The sequence below is a fragment of the Parabacteroides sp. Marseille-P3160 genome, assembly GCF_900162725.1.
In the GTDB taxonomy this organism is placed as follows: Bacteria; Bacteroidota; Bacteroidia; order Bacteroidales; family Tannerellaceae; genus Marseille-P3160.
The window spans coordinates 3,479,720-3,496,876 of record NZ_LT799418.1; the positions used below are offsets into that span (position 1 = coordinate 3,479,720).

Consider the following 17,157-nt stretch of genomic DNA (forward strand, 5'->3'; position numbering starts at 1 on the left):
TTTGGAGGATTATAGCATTTCCGCGAATTTATCGAATATAAAGTCCGTATCTGTAGGCCCGCTGCATGCTTCCGGATGGAACTGGGTCGAAAAGAAAGGTTTCGTCTTATGCCTGATTCCCTCGTTCGTCCCATCGTTCATGTTGATGAACAAAGGTTCCCACTCATCGCCAAGCGTGCTGTTATCTACTGCATAACCATGATTCTGGGAGGTAATAAAGCATTGGTTTGTTCCAACCATCCGAACCGGTTGGTTATGGCTGCGATGCCCGTACTTCAACTTGTAGATTTTTGCTCCGCCCGCTTTGCCCAACAGTTGGTTCCCCATACATATTCCGCAGATGGGCTTATCTCCCGGCAAGGCCTTGCGGATATTCTGCACGGCTGCATCGCAGGTATCCGGGTCGCCCGGCCCGTTCGTCAAAAACAGTCCATCATAGGTCAATTCATTAAAATCATAGTCCCAAGGTACCCGGATCACCGTCAGATTGCGTTTCAATAAGGAGCGGATAATATTTTGCTTCACTCCGCAATCGAGTAAGACGACTCTTTTCTTTCCCTCTCCGGCTCCGTAGGTAATAACTTCCCTGCAAGAAACACGAGCCACCTGATTGACTGCGTTCGGGTCACAGAATTCGATTTCTTTCGGATCATCCAAAACAATCTTGCCTTTCATACTTCCCTTTTCACGAAGCAACTTGGTTATCTCACGGGTATCGACTCCATACAAACCGGGTATTTTTTCATCTTTCAACCAATCCGACAAACTCTCCACACCGTTCCAATGACTATATTCATGACTGTAATCACTCACTACCATCGCCTCCACATGGATCTTTTCGCTTTCCAGGAAAGTCGAGAGGCCATTCGGTTCGAAGGTACGGGGAGGTACACCGTAATTCCCAATCAAAGGATAAGTTAGCACCATTATTTGTCCTGAATAAGAAGGATCGGTCAGACTTTCCGGATAACCGGTCATTGCCGTATTAAAAACGACTTCACCCGCCACAGGTTTTTCATATCCGAAACTTAGCCCCTGAAAAACACTGCCGTCATCTAAAATCAAAGTTGCTGTTCGTTCTAATTGCATAATGTATCTATGAATGTCATATTGCTAAATATTCTTTTTCCATATAATTTATGAAAGACTGATTGACTAGTCTTGTACCTCCGGGAGTCGGATAATCTCCCGAAAAATACCAGTCTCCCGGATGGTTCGGACAGGAAGCGTGCAGGCCTTCCAAATCCTGGTAAACCAACTCTACTTTTGCCTTTGTTCCTTTCGGTGTCAGTAATTCCGCCATTTTAGTGGAGATCTCCTGCGGAGTAAAAGGCGCATATAATTCTTTCACATAATTAACTATTTCTATCCCGTCGGCAGCCTTTTGGGCTCTGGCCTTATGGTAGGCCTGAAGGATCACGTCGTGCATCCCCCTATCCTTCAACAACTCGATCGTCGCCTTAAATGCAATGAATTCACTCATGCGCGACATATCTATGCCGTAACAGTCCGGATAGCGCACCTGCGGCGATGAAGATACGATGACGATCTTTTTGGGATTTAGCCGGTCTAGGATGCCGATAATGCTTTGTTTTAGCGTCGTCCCCCGTACGATACTATCGTCGATGACAACCAAGTTGTCCTTATAAGGTACGATACTCCCCCAAGTGATATCATAAACATGCGCCGCCAGGTCATTGCGCCGGTTTCCTTCCGCAATGAATGTCCTGAGTTTGATATCTTTAATCGCCACCTTCTCCGAACGTACCCTCATCGATAAGATATCATCCAGTTCCTCTTTTGTCAGGGAACCGCCTTTTTCAAAAATCTTCTTTCTCTTTATTTCGTTCAGGTAATCGTTTAGCCCCTCGATCATTCCATACGAAGCGACTTCTGCGGTATTTGGGATAAAGGAGAAGACGGTGTTTCTTAAATCATAATCAATAGTTTTCAAGATTGGTTCGACCAGGTTATGCCCTAAGTGTTTCCGCTCTTGATAAATATCGGCATCGCTTCCGCGGGAAAAATAGATCCGTTCGAACGAACAGGCTTTATTTTCTTTTTGTTCAAGAACCTGGGAAGTCCATACGCTCCCCTTTTTATTGACGAAGATGGCTTCTCCCCGATTCAACTCCTTTACATCCCCGATCTTCACATTCATGACCGTTTGGATGACCGGACGTTCGGAAGCAACCACCATGATTTCATCGTCCGTATAATAGAAAGCCGGACGTATTCCCCAAGGATCGCGGACGCAGAACGATTCTCCGCTTCCTGTGATTCCGCATATGACATAACCTCCGTCCCATGTGGTCGCCGTCCGGCGAATGACATTTGCCATATTGATCCGGTCTTCTATCGCATGAGTAATATCCATCCCCCGTAATCCTTCCGTCTCACATTCCCGGTAGAGGCGTTCGACTTCCCGGTCCAACCGGTGTCCGAACTGTTCCAGCATGATATAAGTATCGGCATATTTACGCGGATGCTGCCCTATAGCCGTAATCTCCTGAAAGACTTCATCAACGTTGGTAAGATTGAAATTCCCGCAGAGAGCGAGGTTTTTAGCTCTCCAGTTATTTCTCCGAAGGAACGGATGGATATAAGAAAGGCCGGATTTACCGGTCGTACTATAGCGAAGATGCCCCATATATAATTCTCCGGCAAAAGGGAGATTCGCTTTGGCAAATAAAGGATCATATACTTTATCGGGAGGAATGTCTTTATAAAGCATATGCACCGCATTGAATATTTCGGTAATGGCATCCGTCCCCAACGCCCGTTCCCGGAACATATATTCTTCTCCCGGATTTGCTTCTAATTTAACACAAGCCAAACCGGCTCCCTCCTGCCCCCGGTTATGCTGTTTTTCCATTAATAAATAGAGCTTATTGAGCGCATACATCCAAGTGCCGTATTTCTCATGGTAATATTCCAACGGCTTTAATAGCCTCACCATAGCAACACCGCACTCGTGTTTAAGTTCTTCCATTAATTCTCTTTGTTTTAAATGCGATACAAAGATAGATAAAATCCACAAACCCATAAGAGAATTGCGGAAATAAATCAATGACTCCGAATCGCCCGACTTCAGCCTTTCCCGTCGGGATAAGTCCGTTTCGGATTTTTCGGGAACCAGCCTTTCAAGACTCTTTCCTCCTGCTCGAAAACTTCTTTGATCGACCAAAAAGAGGAAAAAGAGAATACTCCGAAAAGGGAAGAGATAAAGACGTTCTCCAGGAACAAAGAGATAACGAGACCTACGATCCCCATAATCAGGAAGATCCACCAGCACTTTGTTCCCCAGTAATATTCACCTTTCACGACCAGCGGATGAAACAAACCGATAATCAGAAAAGTCATAACGCCGATACCCAATCCCTCCAAATGTATATATTCCATATGATTGTTATTTATTGAGTATGTAAAAATAAAAAAAAAGGCGAAGAAAAGTCTTTTTTTCTTCGCTCTCTTTACATCAATTCTATCTATATATAGATAGATATTTCCTTATTCCGCCGGTTTTTCTTCCTTGGATGGAGGTGTTGCCGTACTTGGTTGCGAAGGAGCCGGTTGCGCCGTGCCGAAATCAGGGGCTATAGTATTCGGATCGACAGTAACGGCCTCATTTACTTGTTGGTGGATCTCCGATTGGTTAGTTTTTTGTGAAGAAGGAATAAATACAGTAACAATAATACTTAAAAATACAACCACAGCTGCTAATCCCCAAGTCGCTTTTTCCAAAAAATCCGTGGTTTTGCGAACACCCATGATCTGGTTAGAGGAAGAAAATCCGGAAGCCAATCCTCCTCCCTTAGAGTTTTGGATGAGTACGATAAATATTAAAAGTATCGCAGCGATCAGAATCAAGATCGAAATGAACACATACATTTTATTCTGTTTTTTTAGAGTTAATAATCAATTTCTCAAGAAATCTTATTTGGTCTGCAAAGTAAACATTTTTTTCCGGATATTTCAAATACAAGTTTTTAATAATTTGCAGCGCTTTTTCATATCTCTTCTGCTTTACATAAATATGAGCTAAAGTTTCGGTGAAAAAAGAATCGTCCAGGCCGCCTGCTCCGCTCGTTTCGTCCTCTTCATCAGACGATTCCTTTCCCAGTTCCGCCGATTCGGGAAGCGTACGCTTTTCCTGGCGCGTTTTTTCTTCCTCTATGAAAGAATCGATCAATTCCTGCCGCTGGAATTTGACTTCCGGTTCTTGCGGGGAAGTTTCCGGCACCTTCTTTTCGGACAAGGTCCAATAGATATAATCCGAGGAAACGGAAGGTTGAAACAACAATCCCGCCTCGGCGCTCTTTCCGGAATCACGGCTCTCCAAAAAGGAATCGATCAAGGCGAACACACCGGCGGAATTCGACTTTTCTTCCGGCCAGTTCTTCAACAAGCCGTACTTATCCCCTTCGATAAGAAAAAACAGTTTTCTACGGTCGGGCAAATGAATTGCCATCTTCTTCAATTCCACACTGAAACGAACATCTTTCAGCAAAGCCAAATTTTTCAGATAAAGCATACGGGCTGTGTGGAAGTAGGGGAAGTCCTCCACGATCTGCTTCAATTCAGGCAGCGTCTGCTCCGTCAATAAAGCCGGATCATCCATTAGACGATATAATTCAGCCGCATTCATAGATATTACCAATTGGCTACTGTTGCATTATAAATCTGATCCACAATTTCTTTCACGAGTTCCGTACATAATTCATCCTGTACCTGCTGAAGCGTATTCGAGTTACTAAAATCACGATAAGCGGAGAATGTTTGCTCAAAACCTTGTTCCGGATTGGCCCGGTTGGCATACCTTACCCGGACGGAGAGCGTCAACCGTGTCTGGGAAGCATAGGCTGCGGTTCCCTGTTCGTTATCTTTCACGGCATGCTGCATCTGGTCGTATCCGATGATTTCTCCCTCAATGTCCAGATCCCCGTTATCCCTCGTCATTGAAAGGCGCGTTTTATTAATGTATGCATCCTGAACCGACTGGGTAAGCATCTGGGATAAAGGAGGATAAACCAACGGGGCCATATTGGGGAAATCCTTTATCGAGATCGTATGTACTTTTGTATAGTCGATTGTTGCCGCATTGGGTGTATAAGAGATCTTACAAGCCGTGACCGACAAAACCAAAAGCAGGAGAATAATTCCGATTCTATTCATATTCCGCATACTATTCCAGGTTGTATTCTTTTATTTTACGATAGAGTGTGCGTTCCGAAATCTTCAGATCAGCGGCCGCATTCTTACGACGCCCGTTATGCCGTTCCAAAGCTTTCCGGATCATATCTTTTTCTACTTCCTCCAACGACATCGTTTCCTCTATCGGTTCCGCATAAGGAATGGGATTGGACGCATGAATGGAATGGGGATAGGCAGACTCGTCCGACACGGTGACCGGACGTTGCGCCGATTCGTCCATCAGGTCGTGCACCAATTTTTTCAAATCATTGACATCCTTCTTCATATCAAATAAAACCTGATAAAGAATCTCCCGTTCATTGGCAAAGATCTTATGTTCGCCATCCTGCAAAGGGGAAGCCAACGCCGGAAACTTCTCCATACTCATATCCGGAAGATAAAGACGAAGGATCTCCTCGGTAATATCCCGCCTTTCTTCAATCACGGAAATCCGTTCAGTGATATTTTTTAATTCACGGACATTTCCCGGCCACCGGTAAGAAAGCAACAAATGTTTTGCGTCTTCTTCCAGATGAATCGCCGGCATACGGTATTTTTCAGCGCAATCGCCGGCAAATTTACGGAATAGCAACAAAATATCATCCTTACGTTCCCGCAAGGGAGGGACGACAAGCGGAACCGTACTCAAGCGGTAAAACAAGTCCTCGCGAAACTTTCGCTGGGATACCGCCTCCGTCAGGTTCACATTCGTAGCCGCCACAATACGTACATTTGTCTTTTGGACTTTTGAAGAGCCTACTTTCAAAAATTCCCCGCTTTCCAGTACGCGGAGCAGCCTGGCTTGGGTCGGAATAGGCAACTCCCCTACTTCATCAAGGAATATCGTCCCTCCGTCCGCCACTTCGAAGTATCCTTTCCGGTCAGCCACAGCACCGGTAAACGATCCTTTTTCATGTCCGAACAACTCGGAATCGATCGTTCCTTCCGGAATCGCTCCGCAGTTAACCGCAATATACTGTCCGTGTTTGCGCGGGCTGTTCTGATGAATAATCTGGGGGAAAATCTCTTTTCCGACTCCACTCTCTCCTGTAATTAATACGGATAAATCGGTAGGAGCCACCTGTAAGGCTACATCAATAGCCCGGTTCAAAGCGGGGCAATTGCCGATGATCCCGAAACGTTGCTTTACCTGTTGAATATCTACATTTATCATAATCACTAATCCTCTGTAATTTTTCCCGCAATCCTGACAAAATTACAAATCTTAATTCAGATTTCAGGCATTAGGGAAACATTTCGAGGGAAAAAGAAGTGACACTAACCAATTTTCTTGGCTTCATACGTCTTTTGATAAAGGAAATCAGCCAGATCTCCATCATCCGTCCTCTTCTCTATCTCTTCTACCGGGATAAGATCTCCCAGATAAATATCTACCGTCCGCCCCTTCTTATTAAAAGCCTCCGTAGGCACGCGCAGCGTACGAATCCGCCAATTTATTTTTCCCAAGAAATAGAAAAAACGGGAATTTAAAAAATCAAAATAAACGGGAATCACCGGCACATGAGCTTTTCGGATCAATCGGATCACACTATGAATCCACGGCAGATCCGTTACCTTATTCACCTTATTATTATAAAAAGACATGGACCCGGCAGGGAAAAAACCCATCGGATGCCCTTCCTTCAGCCAACTTAAGGAGAGACGCACGCCATTGATATTATCCGGATTCCCTCCCAATTTGTTCGGATCCGGTATCACAGGAATAAAATTATCTTCCATCGCGCTGATCAGCGTCAACACCCCATTTACCATCACTTTAAAGTCCGGGCGGTGCGTTGCAAAAATATCAATTAATATAATCCCGTCCAGCGAACCGATCGGATGATTTGAGACGGTGATGAAAGCGCCTTCGGGCAAATGATCCAACACCTCTTTGTTGTGAATCCGGTACTTCAGATCGATCAGGGGATCATTCAGCAACGCCGTCGTAAAAGCGGCTCCCCTCAAATGGCAATTTCTTGCATGTACTTCATTCACCTTCGTGATGTTCAGCCATTTGAAGAGTTTTTTCCCAAAATATCGTCCGACCCGGTTCTTAAAAAGAGGAATATAAGACTCCAAATCACTGATATCAATTACATTTTTTCTCATAAGCTACTTTTGCACAAGGGTATCAGATAAACGAAGAACAGAGTTTCTCATATTTCTTCATCGACAATAAGAGGACTAAATTAAGCACAATAATCTCATATAAGAAATAAATCCAAATCTCATTGGTCAAAACAACCACGAACATCACGATCGTACGCCCGTTGAATGTCAAAAAATCAAGATAATGCTTCATAATCCAGGTACTCTGCCGGCGGAAATCCACCCGTACCTCGTCCGGCAAATCTTCTCCGTATTTTCCGCGCAAGTTTTTCAGCATTAGTTGCAGTTTGGGAGTCGCTTTCACCTGAATCGTCGTATAGCATACATATAAAAAGAAAAATGTCTTGTTGATTCCCGGCTTCATCGCCTTGTGCTGGGCCTTTATCTGTTCCAGCGTCTGGAATTCCGCTCCCTTCTCCTTATTGATGAAAAAGAGATGAAGGGTTTTATAATAGTCGGTGATATTGGCTTGCATCAAATGGGAAAGCCCCGATAAGACCGCCAAAACAAAAAACCAGGGCGTCCCGTGTTCATACGTCAAACGCAAAGCGAACCCGATATAGATGGAAGCGAACCATACATCGCCGGCCATTCCGTCCAATATCCGTCCCACCGGAGATTTGATTCCGGTCAGCCGCGCCAATTGTCCGTCGACGCAATCCAGGATATTGGCAAAAACCAACACTAAAATGCCGGCTATCGCATATGCTAAACCTTCATGATAAAAGAGCCAACCGGTTAGCGCTCCGACAAAGATGGAAATAATTGTAATCTGATTAGGAGTAATTCCTGTATTTTTCAATGCGTAAGCGATACGGAAACCGATCGGACGATAAAAAACACGGTCTAATTTGTTTTCTGTTTCTATTGATTTTAAAGAAGCTTCGTATTCCTTATCCAATTCTTTCATTCTTTTATTATTTATAAGAATAGCCGCCGTCAACGACAATTACCTCCCCATTAAAGTAAGTGTTTTCGATCAACATCAGATACACGTCGGCCAGTTCTTCGGGGGTACAAAACCTACCTAAAGAAATTTTGCGTTCTATATTTTGCCTGATTTCCGCCGGTTTGGCCTTCTGCCACTCCGTATCGACAAATCCGGGCGCCACTCCGTTCACCCGTATCTCATAAGGGACAAGGAACTTCACCAGATTTTTCACCAAGGCATGCACCCCGTTCTTTGTCACCCCATAGGCCAGGGATACCGAATGCGGTTCAATACCCATCAAGGAACCGGTAAAAACCACCGAGGAGCCTTTTTCGATCCGTCCGATTTCCAAAATATGCTGCAAAAGAAATACGGGAAAATGAATGTTTCCGAAAAAGACGCGCTCCCAATCCTCCCATTTAAGTTTCTCAAAAGAATCGCGGCAAGTCAAACCTGCATTAAAAACAAGAGCGCCGATGCGCAGATCCTGGTTTTCCAGATAGCGCCCGATCAAACCGATCGATTCTTTCCGGGAAATATCGGCGGATAATATATGCACATCAACCGCATATAGGCGGCGTAACTCTTCCCGAACCGATTCCGCAGTTTCCGAATCCGTACCATAAGTCAGTACTAACGGATAACCGGCTTTTCCTAAACGGTGAGCCACAGCCTTCCCTATCCCTTTGGTCCCTCCGGTTATGAAAGCATAGGTTTTCTTCATCAGGTTAAATCTTGTGGTCTTCTGCCTTCACACTTTCCGGCTTGGCCTTTCGCTGCCGGTTCAAACTGGATTCGTAAGTATCATGAATCGTTTTCTTCAGATTTGAGGATGAGACTCCCGTTCCATATGGAAAATAGAAGACCTGCACCCCAAGTTCCTTCAGATAATCGTACTTCCCAAACCAATCGTCACCTACCACAAAAGCATCAATGTTCAGTTTTTTTACGATTTCCGTATGATCCAGTGAATGCTGTGGAATAACGATATCCGGTGTCTTCAGGGCTTCGATGATTTGCAGCCGTTCGTTGAACGGGATGATCGGCCGGTCCTTATAGGAGGAGACCAATTCATCCGTGCTGACTCCTACGATGAGGATGTCCGCCAGGCTGCGTGCATAGTTTATCATCCGGAGATGATTGTAATGAAACATATCGAAAGTGCCCGAAGTGTATACGATTGTTTTATCTTTAAACATTTCTCTAAATTCTATTATATTCCGCAAACATACGTAAAACTTTTATTCCACCCAAAGAGTAACGTCAACATTTTTTAACCTTCATCCTTTGTCAGATCCAATTTCTCATTATCCCCGCTCCGGTCGAAATATTGCTTTCTGAGGGGATTAGCCGTTGCTGCGGCATAGTCGCAGCGATTCCGGTAAATATCCAGCCCGGCATATAATGCCTGCCGGAAGGAGGCTTCGGAAGCTATGTTTTTCCCGGCTATATCATAAGCCGTTCCATGCACCGGTGCGGTATGGATAATGGATAACCCCGCCGTATATCTCACCCCGTCTTCAATGGACAAGGCCTGAAAAGGAGCCGCCCCCTGGTCGTAATACATCGCCAGGATGCCGTCGAAACGGTCGAAGAGTCCCGAGCCGAAAAAATCGTCTGCCGCATAAGGGCCAAAGGAAAGCAGCCCTTTCTTATCCGCTTCCGCCATAGCTGGGCGGATGATCCGTTCCTCTTCGTCGCCCAACCGCCCGGATGTCCCGGCGGGATTCAGCGAAAGAACGGCGATGCGCGGCTTAATCACGCAAAAATCCTGTTTTAATGACCGCTCAAAAGCGAACAACCGGTCTACCAGCAGTTCTTCGCTTATCTGGGAAGAAACATCTGCAAAAGGGATATCCCCCGTTGCCAAGGCAATTCTCAGCCGGTTATTTATCAAAATGGTGAGGGGTGTATTCCGGGGAATACCAAAGGTCTCGACAAGGAACTCTTGTTCACCGGGGTATGGGAAGCTCTTGTTCTGCAGCGTTTGGCGGTTCACCGGAGCAGTCAGCAAGACGTCGATCGTCTTGTTCTTCAAATCCCTTGAAACCCGTGACAAGGCTGCAGCGGCGGCTTCACCGGCAATAGGTGTCGGTTGTCCCAATTCCACTTTCGTTTCGTCGGCAACACAATTTATTATATTGACACGATTATCTCCAGCCTCTTCTGCAGCCTGGATAATATTGAAGTTAACTTGTGGCAATTCCAGTGTTTTCCGATAATAAGCCGCGATTTTTGCCGAACCATAGACAACGGGAGTACAGAGCTCCACCATTCTTGCATCAGCAAATGTTTTCAAAATCAATTCATATCCTATGCCATTTATATCTCCCTGGGTAACTCCTACCCGAATCATTCTTTCCTCCATGTATGTTTTATTTCATTTGCAACCTCCGCAGGACAGTTCATTCCCGTGGCCTTTTTAGCATTTGCATGTGCAAAGATAATTATTTCGACACAATTCCATTTTATATTCGGCAGAAATCCTTCTGGATGAATAATCCGGCCAGAATTATAGACTTTCGGGTTTGAACGGCAAAATAACTTTGTGCAAAAGCAATCTCTTCCTTTTTGGGGTCGCCATTTTGTGCTATCAGGTAACAGGCATAGCGCGTGAGCATAAAATCATCAACAGAACGTTTGCCACCTTTGCCTATTTGGATCATTTTCGTGACCTCACGAAAATGATCATTTACGTTGATCTTTTGTGTATTGCATGAATCTACTGCCCGTTGAACAGCCACTATAAAATTCTCCCAACGGGCATATCCTAATACGTTTTGAAGTTCACGGGCAAACCATACTTCTACCTGTTCGCTATTATCATCGCTATTTATATGATGAACAATTGCATCAAATGATGATTTATACGATATAATACGTTGTTTATCCATTGTTTTGAACTATGTTTTGGTTAAGTTTCCTTTTTTCTTTCGCTTTTGTGTTGGCCTCTGAATTTGTTATGCAAATATGTATGATTTTTTCAGAAACGAACAACATTAAACGAATTAATACTTACGCGGAAGGGAGAAAAAACATTCCCGCCATTTTACTCTTATTTGAGGACATTACAAGAAAATCTTAACTTTGCACCACTAATATAAACCGAAATGGACGGAAAAGATTTTCTTTTAGGTAAAACGATCGACGAATTGAAACAAGTCGCTGCGGAAGCCGGGCTTCCGGCTTTTGCCGCTAAGCAGATGGCCGACTGGCTATATAAGAAGAAAGCGAAGTCCATTGCCGATATGACCAACCTGCCCGCCGTCAAACGGGATTGGCTGGGCGAACGATACGAAATCGGGCTATCCGCGCCGATCGAAGCCATGAAGTCGGTCGACGGTACGATCAAATACCTATACGGAGCCGGTAATCATCTATCTGTTGAATCCGTATTTATTCCGGCGGATGACCGGGCAACCCTCTGCGTATCCTCGCAGGTCGGTTGCAAGATGAACTGCCTTTTCTGTATGACCGGGAAACAGGGATTCAAAGCGAACCTGACAGCCAACGAAATATTGAACCAGATCCAATCCCTACCGGAATCGGAACAGTTAACCAACCTTGTATTCATGGGAATGGGCGAACCGTTCGACAATGCCGGGGAATTGTTTAAGGTGCTGGAGATCCTGACAGCACCTTATGGATATGCCTGGAGCCCCAAGCGGATCACCGTCTCGACTATTGGGGTGATGAAAGGGCTAAAACAGTTTCTGGAAAAAAGCAATTGCCATTTGGCCATTAGCATCCACTCGCCTTTTCCGGAAGAAAGGCTCTCCATTATGCCTGTCGAAAAGGCATTTCCGATCGAAACGGTAATCGAGTTGCTCCGCTCCTATGATTTCTCTCACCAGCGCCGTGTCTCTTTCGAATATATTGTCTTCGAAGGCTTCAACGATTCCCCGCGGCACGCCAAGGCGCTTGCCCAGCTACTGAAGGGAATCCCCTGCCGCGTCAACCTGATCCGTTTCCATGCCATTCCCGGTGTCGATTTGAAAAGCGCCTCGCCGGAAGCCATGGAGATTTTCCGGAACGCCTTGAATGCACGCCACGTCGTCTGTACGATCCGTAGCTCCCGCGGAGAAGACATCTTTGCTGCCTGCGGCATGCTTTCCACCGCCCAAAACCTCCGGGAAGAAGCTGCGGGAAAGACATTGGACCCGGAAGAATAATCTTGTTCATCAACAGCAGGGGAGCAGCATTACCATGTATTGATTTTCATATAGATATACACTCTCTGTCATTCTTCACTGCACACAAGTGAGTGTTTGACGGTAATGAAACACGTGTTTGACAGCTGTGAAACACGTGTTCGACGGTAATAGAACACGTGTTCTATTACCGTCGAACACCTAAAGCGATTTACCGTCAGCGGATCGACACAAGCGCCAAGCGCCAACTTCTTGCGCACCACGCCGGAAAGAGAATTAAGAGTTAAGAGAAAGGTCAAAAGAACCGCATAGAAATTCAATGAAATAAATATCCGTAAATAAAAGATCCTATAAGGCAAAAAAGCCCGGCTACCGATCGAAATGTACAAGAATCCATCAATCAAATAAAACTTTTACTAACTTTGCTGTACGGAACAATAAGGAAATGATACAAAACAGTTACCAATCAACATATCATAAACCAATTATATTATGGCGAAAATAAGAGGAGCAGTCGTAGTAAATACCGAACGATGTAAAGGCTGCAATCTATGTGTCGTAGCCTGTCCTACCCAAGTGTTGGAATTACATCCGCGCGAAGTAAACGACAAGGGATATCATTATGTCTACATGAAGCAACCGGATGCCTGCATCGGGTGCGCCAGCTGCGGATATGTATGCCCGGACGGCTGCTTGACGATTTATAAAGCTAAAATATGAACCAGAAATAAATCCAACCGGAAAAATGTCAGAAGAAATTAGCTTATTGAAAGGAAATGAAGCGATAGCCCATGCGGCCATTCGCTATGGAGTGGATGGTTATTTCGGTTATCCGATTACTCCCCAATCGGAAATATTGGAGACGCTCACATTGGAAAGGCCTTGGGATACGACCGGAATGGTCGTCTTGCAGGCCGAAAGCGAAGTGGCGGCCATCAATATGGTATATGGCGGTGCCGGAACCGGGAAGCGGGTGATGACCTCTTCCTCCAGCCCGGGCGTGAGCCTGAAACAGGAAGGCATCTCTTATATGGCAGGAGCCGAACTTCCTTGCCTCATTGTCAATGTGATGCGGGGTGGCCCCGGTTTAGGAACCATTCAGCCGAGCCAGGCCGACTATTTCCAGACCGTAAAAGGCGGAGGACACGGGGACTATCGCCTGATCGCCTTAGCCCCTTCTTCCGTGCAGGAGATGGCCGATTTTGTCGGATTGGGATTCGAATTAGCCTTTAAATACCGGAACCCGGCGATCATACTCGCAGATGGTATCATCGGGCAAATGATGGAGAAAGTGGTTCTCCCCCCTTTCCATCCACGCAGGACGGAATCCCAGATTATCGAAGAATGCCCTTGGGCAGCCAACGGACGGAAAAAAAGCCGCAAGCCCAATATCATTACCTCTCTCGAACTGGATCCTGCCGTCATGGAACAGAACAATATCCGGTTCCAAAAGAAATATGAAGAAATAAAGAAGAAGGAAGTACGCTACGAAGCCTATTTATGCGACGATGCCGACTACCTGCTCGTGGCCTTCGGTTCGTCCGCCCGGATCTGCCAGAAGGCAATCGAGATCGCCCGCGCCCAGGGAGTGAAGGTCGGATTGCTCCGCCCTATTACCCTATGGCCGTTTCCCAGCGAGATAGTGGCGGAGTATGCAGGAAAAGTAAAGGGGATGCTGAGCGTGGAGCTGAATGCGGGACAGATGGTGGAAGACGTCCGCCTGGCTGTCAACGGCAAAGTAAAGGTGGAACATTTCGGCCGTTTGGGCGGAATCGTTTTTACTCCGGATGAGATATTCAAGGCCCTGACGGAGAAATTATTCTAACTATCAAGAAAAAGAATCGTATGGAGACAATAGAAAAAACAGATCTCAGCCAGATCATTAAGCCGGAAAACCTGGTTTATGCCAAACCCGAATTAATGAACGACAACCCGATGCACTACTGCCCGGGGTGCAGCCATGGAGTTATCCATAAACTAATCGCCGAAGTAGTAGAAGAAATGGGCATGGCGGAAAAGACGATCGGAGTTTCTCCCGTGGGATGCGCCGTATTCGCCTACAACTACTTGGATATCGATTGGGAAGAAGCGGCTCATGGACGGGCGCCTGCCGTTGCTACCGGCATCAAGCGGCTCAATAAGGATAAAATGGTTTTCACCTACCAGGGAGACGGCGACCTGGCCGCCATCGGGACGGCGGAAACAATCCATGCCGCCAACCGGGGGGAAAATATCGTTATCATCTTTGTAAACAACGCCATTTACGGAATGACAGGAGGACAAATGTCTCCAACCACCTTGGAAGGGATGAAGACTTCCACCTGCCCTCACGGACGGGACATCGAATTGAACGGCTATCCGCTAAAGATATCCGATTTACTGGCGCTTTTAGACGGGACCTGCCTGGTGACGCGCCAAAGCGTCCATACGCCGAGTGCGGTAAAAAAGGCGAAAAGGACTTTACGGAAAGCATTCGAAAATTCAATGGCGGGAAAAGGAACTTCTGTCGTAGAATTCGTTTCCACTTGCTCTTCCGGATGGAAGCAGACACCTGAACAGTCTAACAATTGGATGGTAGAACATGTATTTCCTTCCTACCCGTTAGGCGATTTGAAAAATATCGATTAAGCGAAAGAGAAACATGACACACGAAATTATCATAGCAGGCTTCGGAGGCCAGGGAGTGCTTTCAATGGGTAAAATACTGGCCTATTCCGGTTTAATGGAGGGGAAGGAAGTAAGTTGGATGCCTTCCTACGGTCCGGAACAACGAGGCGGTACCGCCAATGTAACCGTCATCCTCAGCGACGAACGTGTCAGCTCTCCCGTACTGAATGAATTTGACATTGCCGTCATCCTGAACCAGCCCTCCCTCGACAAGTTCGAAAGCAAAATAAAGCCGGGAGGCATTCTCATCTATGACGGGTACGGCATCCACAAACCGGTGAAACGGAAAGACATCAGCGTTTACCGTATCGATGCGATGGATACCGCAATGGAATTGAAGATGGACAAAACATTCAATATGATCGTCCTGGGAGGACTCCTGAAAGTAGCTCCCATGGTCAAACTGGAGAATGTGCTGAAAGGGCTGAAGAAATCGCTGCCCGAACGGCATCATAAATTAATCCCGGCGAACGAGGCCGCAATTAAAAAAGGAATGGAAATCATCCGGCAGGTATAATTCTGTAAAAAGAATATAATGAAGGGCGTTTCTTATCGGAGTGACGCCCTTTTTATTCTATCTTTGCCCCCACATGAAATATCTTTCGTACATAGGATTGTTTATCATCCTTTCGATGGCTTCCCTACAAGCCCAACAGGGCGGAGGAGGTGATCGGGGTGGTTTTTCCTTATCCAACTTGATGAACGCCAAGAAGGAAATTCCGGACAGCTTATTGCTTAAGGATAGCCTGACCAGGCGCATTAACGCATATCATTTATCTTATCGCTTGGGAGAGGCGTATGAAGCGCCTATGGATACCAACCGGTTGAATACGGCAAACAGTACGCTGATGGAAGGGAGAGGATTGGCTGTCAGCTACTTGGGAAACCTGGGATCGCCGGCTCAAAGCCGTATCTTTTCGGAAAGGAAAGAATCGCGTGACTTTATCTTCGCTGATGCCTACGACTACTATATCCTTACGCCTACTAATGTATTCTTCTACGACACGAAAGTGCCATACACCCATCTTACCTACACCAGTATGGGAGGAGGGCTCAACAAGGAGGAACAGCTAAAGGGCTTCCTGACTACGAACTTCGGGAAAAAGATTAATATCGGCGGGGAGGCGGACTATATGTACGGACGGGGATATTATAATTCCAACGGTACTAAATTACTCAATTACCGCTTTTTCGGCAGTTACCGTAGTGATCGCTATGAGCTGAATGCCCATTATTATAGTTATAACTTTGTGAATAACGAAAACGGGGGCCTGACGGAAGACCGGTATATCACTGATTATGATAATCTGACGGAAGGGAAAAGCAATGTGGACAGCAAAGGCTTCCCGGTACGGTATGCTGACACTTGGAACCGGGTGAGGGGAGGACAATTCTTTTTTACGCATCGTTATAACCTGGGATTTACCAAAGAGTTATCCAATGCAACCGACAGCCTTGGTAATCCCCTGGAGGTGTTCATCCCCGTTTCCAGCATCATACACACCTTCGATTTCAACCGTAACTCCCGACGTTTCATATCGGAAAGCGATACGATAGACAACCAGTACGCCAACCGGTACGGGAAAATGGATTCGATACCCAACGATGTCAGCTCTTCCTGGAACCTGAATAATACCTTGGCTTTATCGCTGCGGGAGGGCTTTCAGGATTGGGCCAAATTCGGCCTCACTGCTTTTATCGCCCTTGAGAAACGAAGCTTTTCCTTACCGAACACGGCTCATTCCGACTCGTTGATAAATAACTATAAAGAAGGGGAGTTTTCTACTTATGTCGGTGGAGAGATATCAAAACACCAAGGGAAATTACTGACTTACGATGCACGCGGCGAACTTTGTATAGTCGGAGACGATATCGGCGAATTTCGTTTGTCGGGAAACCTGCAAACGCAATTTCCGCTTTTGGGCAAACCAGCGACCATCAAGGCAAACGGATCTATTTATAACGTAACTCCCGCTTTCTTCCAAAGGCATAACCATACTCGTTATTTCTGGTGGGACAATGACTTTGGCAAAACCCGCCACGTCTATGCCGGAGGAGAGATAGGATGGGACCAGACTCATACACGGATCTCGGCGGGGGTGG

Annotated in this window: 18 protein-coding genes and 1 pseudogene; 6 read left to right on the plus strand and 13 right to left on the minus strand. The window is 45.9% G+C overall.

Annotation, left to right across the window (positions count from 1 at the left end; genetic code table 11):
- Nucleotides 1-9: 9 nt before the first annotated feature.
- The 13 genes and pseudogenes from carA to BQ8014_RS14010 form a co-directional block, all read right to left on the minus strand.
- On the minus strand, nucleotides 10-1,089 hold the full coding sequence (carA, locus tag BQ8014_RS13950) for a glutamine-hydrolyzing carbamoyl-phosphate synthase small subunit (RefSeq protein WP_080904879.1): 1,080 nt from the start codon (nucleotides 1,087-1,089) through the stop codon (nucleotides 10-12).
- Between the two features lie 16 nt (nucleotides 1,090-1,105).
- Complete coding sequence (locus BQ8014_RS13955; RefSeq protein ID WP_080904880.1) at nucleotides 1,106-2,992, minus strand: amidophosphoribosyltransferase; 1,887 nt, start codon at nucleotides 2,990-2,992, stop codon at nucleotides 1,106-1,108.
- Nucleotides 2,993-3,090: 98 nt separating this feature from the next.
- Entirely contained in the window at nucleotides 3,091-3,402 is a 312-nt protein-coding gene (locus BQ8014_RS13960; RefSeq protein ID WP_080904881.1) for a DUF4491 family protein, read from the minus strand.
- 108 nt (nucleotides 3,403-3,510) lie between these two features.
- Nucleotides 3,511-3,891 (minus strand): preprotein translocase subunit SecG, encoded by a 381-nt coding sequence (gene secG, locus BQ8014_RS13965; RefSeq protein WP_080904882.1) that lies wholly within the window; start codon nucleotides 3,889-3,891, stop codon nucleotides 3,511-3,513.
- Nucleotide 3,892: 1 nt separating this feature from the next.
- Nucleotides 3,893-4,648, minus strand: coding sequence for a hypothetical protein (locus BQ8014_RS13970; protein WP_080904883.1), 756 nt, complete (start codon nucleotides 4,646-4,648; stop codon nucleotides 3,893-3,895).
- Nucleotides 4,649-4,653: 5 nt separating this feature from the next.
- Nucleotides 4,654-5,175, minus strand: coding sequence for an LPS assembly lipoprotein LptE (gene lptE / locus BQ8014_RS13975; protein ID WP_369808799.1), 522 nt, complete (start codon nucleotides 5,173-5,175; stop codon nucleotides 4,654-4,656).
- Between the two features lie 10 nt (nucleotides 5,176-5,185).
- Nucleotides 5,186-6,367: a sigma-54 interaction domain-containing protein gene (locus tag BQ8014_RS13980; RefSeq protein ID WP_080904885.1), complete on the minus strand. Its 1,182-nt coding sequence runs from the start codon at nucleotides 6,365-6,367 to the stop codon at nucleotides 5,186-5,188.
- A 104-nt stretch (nucleotides 6,368-6,471) separates the two neighbouring features.
- Nucleotides 6,472-7,305 (minus strand): lysophospholipid acyltransferase family protein, encoded by an 834-nt coding sequence (locus BQ8014_RS13985; protein WP_080904886.1) that lies wholly within the window; start codon nucleotides 7,303-7,305, stop codon nucleotides 6,472-6,474.
- 22 nt (nucleotides 7,306-7,327) lie between these two features.
- Nucleotides 7,328-8,215: a CDP-alcohol phosphatidyltransferase family protein gene (locus BQ8014_RS13990; protein WP_080904887.1), complete on the minus strand. Its 888-nt coding sequence runs from the start codon at nucleotides 8,213-8,215 to the stop codon at nucleotides 7,328-7,330.
- 7 nt (nucleotides 8,216-8,222) lie between these two features.
- Nucleotides 8,223-8,960 carry an SDR family NAD(P)-dependent oxidoreductase gene (locus tag BQ8014_RS13995; RefSeq protein ID WP_080904888.1) on the minus strand — a complete coding sequence of 246 codons (738 nt, stop codon included), beginning with the start codon at nucleotides 8,958-8,960 and terminating at the stop codon, nucleotides 8,223-8,225.
- A 4-nt stretch (nucleotides 8,961-8,964) separates the two neighbouring features.
- On the minus strand, nucleotides 8,965-9,435 hold the full coding sequence (locus tag BQ8014_RS14000; RefSeq protein ID WP_080904889.1) for an FAD synthase family protein: 471 nt from the start codon (nucleotides 9,433-9,435) through the stop codon (nucleotides 8,965-8,967).
- Between the two features lie 74 nt (nucleotides 9,436-9,509).
- The gene (locus tag BQ8014_RS14005; RefSeq protein WP_080904890.1) at nucleotides 9,510-10,604 is read right to left on the minus strand and encodes a PdxA family dehydrogenase; all 1,095 of its coding nucleotides are present in this window, start codon (nucleotides 10,602-10,604) and stop codon (nucleotides 9,510-9,512) included.
- 139 nt (nucleotides 10,605-10,743) lie between these two features.
- Nucleotides 10,744-11,130: pseudogene (locus tag BQ8014_RS14010) on the minus strand (BRO family protein); the annotation flags it as partial.
- Between the two features lie 216 nt (nucleotides 11,131-11,346).
- Here BQ8014_RS14010 and rlmN point away from each other — a divergent pair.
- From rlmN to BQ8014_RS14040, 6 genes are all read left to right on the plus strand, one after another.
- Nucleotides 11,347-12,408, plus strand: coding sequence for a dual-specificity RNA methyltransferase RlmN (gene rlmN / locus BQ8014_RS14015; protein ID WP_080904892.1), 1,062 nt, complete (start codon nucleotides 11,347-11,349; stop codon nucleotides 12,406-12,408).
- 471 nt (nucleotides 12,409-12,879) lie between these two features.
- A complete protein-coding gene (locus BQ8014_RS14020) occupies nucleotides 12,880-13,107 on the plus strand; it encodes a 4Fe-4S dicluster domain-containing protein (protein ID WP_080904893.1) in 228 nt (75 codons plus the stop codon).
- Nucleotides 13,108-13,132: 25 nt separating this feature from the next.
- A complete protein-coding gene (locus tag BQ8014_RS14025; protein ID WP_080904894.1) occupies nucleotides 13,133-14,212 on the plus strand; it encodes a 3-methyl-2-oxobutanoate dehydrogenase subunit VorB in 1,080 nt (359 codons plus the stop codon).
- A gap of 20 nt (nucleotides 14,213-14,232) precedes the next feature.
- Nucleotides 14,233-15,015, plus strand: coding sequence for a thiamine pyrophosphate-dependent enzyme (locus BQ8014_RS14030; RefSeq protein WP_080904895.1), 783 nt, complete (start codon nucleotides 14,233-14,235; stop codon nucleotides 15,013-15,015).
- 13 nt (nucleotides 15,016-15,028) lie between these two features.
- Nucleotides 15,029-15,571: a 2-oxoacid:acceptor oxidoreductase family protein gene (locus tag BQ8014_RS14035; RefSeq protein ID WP_080904896.1), complete on the plus strand. Its 543-nt coding sequence runs from the start codon at nucleotides 15,029-15,031 to the stop codon at nucleotides 15,569-15,571.
- Nucleotides 15,572-15,644: 73 nt separating this feature from the next.
- Nucleotides 15,645-17,157: putative porin (locus BQ8014_RS14040; RefSeq protein ID WP_080904897.1), on the plus strand; the 1,513-nt coding region annotated here is incomplete at its 3' end.

Coding starts and splice junctions, on each gene's coding strand:
- carA (WP_080904879.1), bottom strand. CDS start 1,089: ATGCAATTAGAACGAACAGCAACTTTGATTTTAGATGACGGCAGTGTT.
- BQ8014_RS13955 (WP_080904880.1), bottom strand. CDS start 2,992: ATGGAAGAACTTAAACACGAGTGCGGTGTTGCTATGGTGAGGCTATTA.
- BQ8014_RS13960 (WP_080904881.1), bottom strand. CDS start 3,402: ATGGAATATATACATTTGGAGGGATTGGGTATCGGCGTTATGACTTTT.
- secG (WP_080904882.1), bottom strand. CDS start 3,891: ATGTATGTGTTCATTTCGATCTTGATTCTGATCGCTGCGATACTTTTA.
- BQ8014_RS13970 (WP_080904883.1), bottom strand. CDS start 4,648: ATGAATGCGGCTGAATTATATCGTCTAATGGATGATCCGGCTTTATTG.
- lptE (WP_369808799.1), bottom strand. CDS start 5,175: ATGAATAGAATCGGAATTATTCTCCTGCTTTTGGTTTTGTCGGTCACG.
- BQ8014_RS13980 (WP_080904885.1), bottom strand. CDS start 6,367: ATGATAAATGTAGATATTCAACAGGTAAAGCAACGTTTCGGGATCATC.
- BQ8014_RS13985 (WP_080904886.1), bottom strand. CDS start 7,305: ATGAGAAAAAATGTAATTGATATCAGTGATTTGGAGTCTTATATTCCT.
- BQ8014_RS13990 (WP_080904887.1), bottom strand. CDS start 8,215: ATGAAAGAATTGGATAAGGAATACGAAGCTTCTTTAAAATCAATAGAA.
- BQ8014_RS13995 (WP_080904888.1), bottom strand. CDS start 8,960: ATGAAGAAAACCTATGCTTTCATAACCGGAGGGACCAAAGGGATAGGG.
- BQ8014_RS14000 (WP_080904889.1), bottom strand. CDS start 9,435: ATGTTTAAAGATAAAACAATCGTATACACTTCGGGCACTTTCGATATG.
- BQ8014_RS14005 (WP_080904890.1), bottom strand. CDS start 10,604: ATGGAGGAAAGAATGATTCGGGTAGGAGTTACCCAGGGAGATATAAAT.
- rlmN (WP_080904892.1), top strand. CDS start 11,347: ATGGACGGAAAAGATTTTCTTTTAGGTAAAACGATCGACGAATTGAAA.
- BQ8014_RS14020 (WP_080904893.1), top strand. CDS start 12,880: ATGGCGAAAATAAGAGGAGCAGTCGTAGTAAATACCGAACGATGTAAA.
- BQ8014_RS14025 (WP_080904894.1), top strand. CDS start 13,133: ATGTCAGAAGAAATTAGCTTATTGAAAGGAAATGAAGCGATAGCCCAT.
- BQ8014_RS14030 (WP_080904895.1), top strand. CDS start 14,233: ATGGAGACAATAGAAAAAACAGATCTCAGCCAGATCATTAAGCCGGAA.
- BQ8014_RS14035 (WP_080904896.1), top strand. CDS start 15,029: ATGACACACGAAATTATCATAGCAGGCTTCGGAGGCCAGGGAGTGCTT.